This is a genomic window from Bacteroidota bacterium (assembly GCA_030706565.1).
Classification (GTDB): domain Bacteria; phylum Bacteroidota; class Bacteroidia; order Bacteroidales; family JAUZOH01; genus JAUZOH01.
Genome location: JAUZOH010000325.1, coordinates 1 through 4,261, shown reverse-complemented (window position 1 = coordinate 4,261; position 4,261 = coordinate 1). Strand labels below are relative to the sequence as shown.

Sequence of the window (4,261 nt, the reverse complement as noted above, 5' to 3'; positions counted from 1 at the left end):
GCATGTCATACACATTCGTATCCGGCTCCTCCGTCTCCGGCATACTAACCGGATAATCCCAAAACTTGAAGTTATCCACTCCATTGGGGCTTTCGGCCACCGCAAAAAAAGATTTGCGGTCTACACCTTCCACCCTGGCTATCAGCAAGTATTTCCCCTCCAGTTTTATCGCTCCCGCATTAAACGCTGCATTGATCCCAAACCGCTCCATCAGAAAGGGATTGGTCTGCGGATTCAGGTCATAGCGCCAGAATAATGGGGTATGTGCCCCGGTGAGCACAGGATATTTATATCTGTCAAAAATTCCATTGTCTGGTTCCTCAATTTCATTCTCCCTGGTAACCAACTCTTCATAATCCGTAATAAGTTCTTTTAACCTTGACTCAAATTTGATTGTCATCATATTCCTATTTTTCCCAGGATCAACTATAATTCACCCTGATGCAACATCAGAACTGACCCGGTTTATTTTCTATAATGATTGATCCCCCGGCCCGAAGCCAGGTATTCTAAACTTTTAACTGAACTAAACTTCAGTTTTGAGCAATCATTCATTTGGATAATTCATTCCCATTAAATCACTTTAAAAAAGTGTTTTTTTCATCCAAATAATCCTTTGCAGAGGGATAATCGCCCCAACAATTTTACATCTTAACTATCTTGCCGGTACTTCCATTTCAGGCCATACGCCAGGTCATCCTGATGACCGAACATAATACCATTTTCCCTAAACCCTTACAGATTTTTAAACAAAATTTTGTTTCTTTTGTCGCGTGACTGTCAACAGTTTCCTTTACCCTGGATTTTTGTGTACAGCATGAAGCACAAAAAAGAAAAACAATTACTATTTGAATATAACGCATAAAATTTCTTTATCGTCAATATTCTGATATTCTCTGTTACATTAAGAAATGATATCAGGATTGATTAGTTCTTTTTAATATTTAATTTTTTGTTCATGAGGTACATATCCGGCAAATCCGATTCAAACAAAATCACAGGATCGTTGCGGAATTTAATAAAGTCTTTGCAGGCCGGATGTCCCGGATAAGGTACATACTCCCCTCTCCATACGTTGACATAAGCCAGTCTGACATTTTTATCTTTTAAAACTTTCAATAAACGTTCTGTATACCAGGTTGTATCGGGAAGATTGGCAAGTCCGGTCTCTGTAAGGGCTGCCAGTTTATTTTTCTTTTGGGCATATTTTGTAATTATTCCTGCCTTAAGAATAACACCTTTCAATCCTTCCCCATTTGGTGTGAAATCCCAATAATTGTCCATACCCAAAATATCTACATAATCATCTCCGGGATATCTTTTTAAATAATCGGCTTCGGAATGGAATTTACAATCGGGGGAAAAAGCATATAAGAAATTGTGTACGTGAAGGCTGTCCCTGAGATAAATCACTGTAAAACGGTATAATTCCTTAAACTCCTGGGCAGTACAATGGCTTTTGCCCCACCAGAACCAGTTCCCGTCAAATTCATGCCAGGGCCTGAAAATGATTGGTATCAGCTCTCCATTCTTTCCTTTGGCATTATGGGCAAAGTTGGCAATGATTTTTAAACTTTTCTTAAAGACTTCGTGGTGTGAACCGCCAGGCAAAATGTTTTTAACCACTTCGGTGGTATCATAAAACAAACCTCCGGTAACGGGATTATAATAATGCCAGCAAAAGGATATGATTCCTCCGCGATCATAAGTTTGATGCATCAAACGGGTAAGATAACTGTTATCTTTTTTCTCACTTGTCACAGGATTGGTAAAGTGCAGGAAATCCAAGCAATTAATGGCAGGATAAGAGCCACAAACATCTTTTACATCGCAACGGTTTTCAAGGTTTTTCCATCCCTTGCCATCGGAGGCATAATCCTGTTGCCCAAAAATGGTATAATTTCTGGCAATGGCTTTTAAATTATAATACAAGGCAACAGTTTGAGCACTTGCATTCTTATCAACTAAATTTTTTCTGACCTGCGCTGATATCTTTGATTGTGAATAACATTGGTCATTTATTAATACTATTGCACTGAAAACAGAAAAAACCAGAATTTTTCTAAACATAATAATTGTTATATATTTTTTCATCCTAACACAAATTTATATTTCAAACATCATTCTGTGGTTAGTTAAACCACTTATAAAATCAACATTGATTAGATTGAAGCCAGCTTTTAATTAATTCCACGCTTCATTTATAAGAATTAGTCAGAGGGTATAAGACAATGATATCAGAAATAAATGGTCAATTATTGCCCCTGCTTTTTATGTGCTGTTATAATAAAATCGTTTAAAAGTATAGGATTATCTTGTCACCTTCTCTGATAGATAACCCCATACCTTAAATATTAACTAACAATGGAATTAGTTATTTATGTTCGAAACGTAAATTGTCCATGTATAAACCTGAAATGTCAACAGCACCGGTTGCATACCAGAAATTAATTCCCCACTCCCCACCGGAAGGTATGGTAATACCGCCTAAAGAAGACAAGTCATATGTAACAGTTATCCAGCCATTTGTAGTATCGGTGGGAGGAGTACCAAAAGAGCCCAAATCAATACGATTTCCACCTAACTCCATTTGGAAATGGACATTTGATCCACCTAGTGGTTTTGTGATTTTAACGTCCATTTTTAATACATAATCGGATGAGGGAACAGATGGGAAAGAATACCAGTTATTTCCCCATATCCATGCCCAACCCGTCAGAGCTGTTGCTTTTCCATGGACCACATTTCCAAAATAGGCGGATTGGGTAGGAGCATTCACAACCTCTATATTCCCGCCCCAATCACCAGGTATGGCAGTATTGGTACCATCAACAATTATTTTGGTAGGATCGGCAACAGGATCAACAGTTCCAATAAATATTTGAGGCGTTAAACCTTGATCACCCTCGTAGGTTAACATTGAAATTTGCCCCAGACCACAATAATCTTCGTTAGAAGGTACATATACCTCAACCTTTGTATCAGTTTTTGTACCATAATCAGTGGCTACAATATTCCCCGGGAAAATCATCTGTTTTATAAGTGAGAGATTAGTTCCATTCAATGTTAAAATTTTACCAGGTGTGCCTTTTGCTTCAGTAAATGAGGTTATTATAGGCAAGTTGGCATTAAGAGTGAAAGCTGCAGGTGATTGAACTTGGCTTCCATTAATTGCCAGTAATGTTATATTGCCAGATTTAGCACCCACCGGAACTGTAACTGTTATTTGAGTAGAACTTCTTGTTCCAATAATACCTTTAATCCCACCCGTAAATACAACATCAGTAACAAGATCAAGATCTGTACCTGTAATAACTATATCTGCATTAGACCTTGATGATTCAGGCGAAAAAGAACTGAACACAGGACTGATGATCGTAAGTGAAGGCCCTTTTACTGTGTTTGCTTTGGTAACAAAATCGACTTCACCACTAACTGCATCATTAGGAACTGTCACTAAAATTTGGGTTGAAGTTCCACCTGTCTTTATAGTGCCCAGTTTATTCCCGCCAAATACTACATGATCAATCAAATCTAAATCTGTCCCAGTTACAGTTATGTCTGATCCGTTTTTAACAGTCAAAGGACTAACGCTAACTGTGGGAACAACCATTTTCAATGGAACGCCAGATTTTACATTTACCCCTGAGGCTGGCACAACTTTAACCGTGTCATCTTGAGCATCAGTTGGAACTTTTAACACCAATTTTGTGAGAGATTGACTGATAAATGAGGCCACTATTTTATTGCCCCCAAAAATAACAGTTTTGACCAAATCAAGGTTTGTACCGTTAATAGTAAGTTCAGTACCAGCCTTTACCGGATTGGGTTCAATAGTTGTGATCCCGGGAAGTTTGACTGTCAAATCGGTTGTGGAATAAACAATTACCGGATCACTGGCTCCATTAGAAACCGCAATTTTTCCCGTTTGTGCTTCAGCAGGCAACTTTAATTTAATTTCTTGCCGGCTTTGGCTGATAAACATAGAATCCTTCACGATTACCCTATCCTTAAAAATAACCTGCTTGACTAAATTCAGATAATCACCAGTGATGGTCAATACAGAATCTGCTTTTAGTGAAGTGGGTGAAAAGCTTGCTATAGAAATGGGTTCCAGGAAGCTCAAATGCGTTTTTGTGACGATATCACCCGAAGGAGTTTTCAACGTTACTATACCGGGCATAGCATTTTGGGGTACTGTAATAGTTATAAGCGTGGAAGTTCTTGACCCAAAGGCAGAAGCATCAATCACTATGTTATC

Annotated in this window: 3 protein-coding genes; all 3 read right to left on the bottom strand. The window is 38.3% G+C overall.

What is annotated here, in order from left to right:
- Positions 1-400: glycosidase (locus tag Q8907_13385; protein ID MDP4275264.1), on the bottom strand; the 400-nt coding region annotated here is incomplete at its 3' end.
- Between the two features lie 527 nt (positions 401-927).
- Positions 928-2,094 carry a glycosyl hydrolase gene (locus Q8907_13380; protein ID MDP4275263.1) on the bottom strand — a complete coding sequence of 389 codons (1,167 nt, stop codon included), beginning with the start codon at positions 2,092-2,094 and terminating at the stop codon, positions 928-930.
- Positions 2,095-2,374: 280 nt separating this feature from the next.
- On the bottom strand, positions 2,375-4,261 hold a 1,887-nt coding region (locus tag Q8907_13375; GenBank protein ID MDP4275262.1), incomplete at its 5' end, for an IPT/TIG domain-containing protein.